We start from the raw sequence: 702 nt of genomic DNA on the forward strand, positions 1-702 counted from the left end.
GCTATGGAGATGACGAGGATGTATAAAATCGTCTACCTCCCTTTGGCGGAAGCGGACATTCTGGATGCCGTGGACTATATCGCCGGGAAGCTGGACGCCCCAAAGGCCGCACAGGACTTACTGGATGAACTGGACGATACGGTGGAGCGCATCTCCAAGTACCCATACGCCCACGAGCTGTATCGGACAACCCGGCCCATGCGGGATGAAATCCGCAAGGTGCCGGTGAAAGGGTATGTCCTGTATTACGCGGTGCTGGAGGACACGGTGGAGATCCGGCGCTTTCTCCATGGCCGCAGGGACCGGCAGAACATGGGACTGTAATTTCTGATACATGGTCAGGAACGCCCGCACGGTTGACCCGTGCGGGCGTTCCTGCTTCATCCTGCCAGCCGGTCTGTACTCTCCTGGTCCCCGATGTGGAGCAGGATGTCCAGCTCCGTGAGCCGGGCAGACTTCTCCGCCAGTTCGGCCTCCTGTGGAAACGGCTTCTCCAGTTCTGCCTTGGCCGCCTCGCACTGCTGAAGGGTGTGTTCGATGGCGTCCTGTGTCTCCTGGATGCGCTGGGACAACCTGTCCAGCACATGGTCGATGCGGACAAGGTTCCCCTTGGCGTCCTGCCCAAGTTCTACGCTGTGCTCTGCGGAGCCCTTCAGTATGGCCTTATAGCAGAGTAAGCCGGTACAAAGCAGGACGGTAAAG

1 protein-coding gene and 1 pseudogene are annotated in these 702 nt (G+C 59.1%); one reads left to right on the forward strand and one right to left on the reverse strand.

Features of this window, described 5'->3' with window-relative positions; genetic code table 11:
- The coding region (locus B5G42_RS17645) for a type II toxin-antitoxin system RelE/ParE family toxin (protein ID WP_087273180.1) at window positions 1-324 on the forward strand (324 nt) is incomplete at its 5' end.
- 56 nt (window positions 325-380) lie between these two features.
- On the opposite strand, the pseudogene B5G42_RS18330 reads toward B5G42_RS17645, so the two are convergent.
- A pseudogene (locus B5G42_RS18330) lies at window positions 381-702 on the reverse strand (hypothetical protein); the annotation flags it as partial.

Origin of the sequence: Flavonifractor sp. An91, from assembly GCF_002159225.1 — a bacterium.
GTDB lineage: Bacteria > Bacillota > Clostridia > Oscillospirales > Oscillospiraceae > Flavonifractor > Flavonifractor avicola.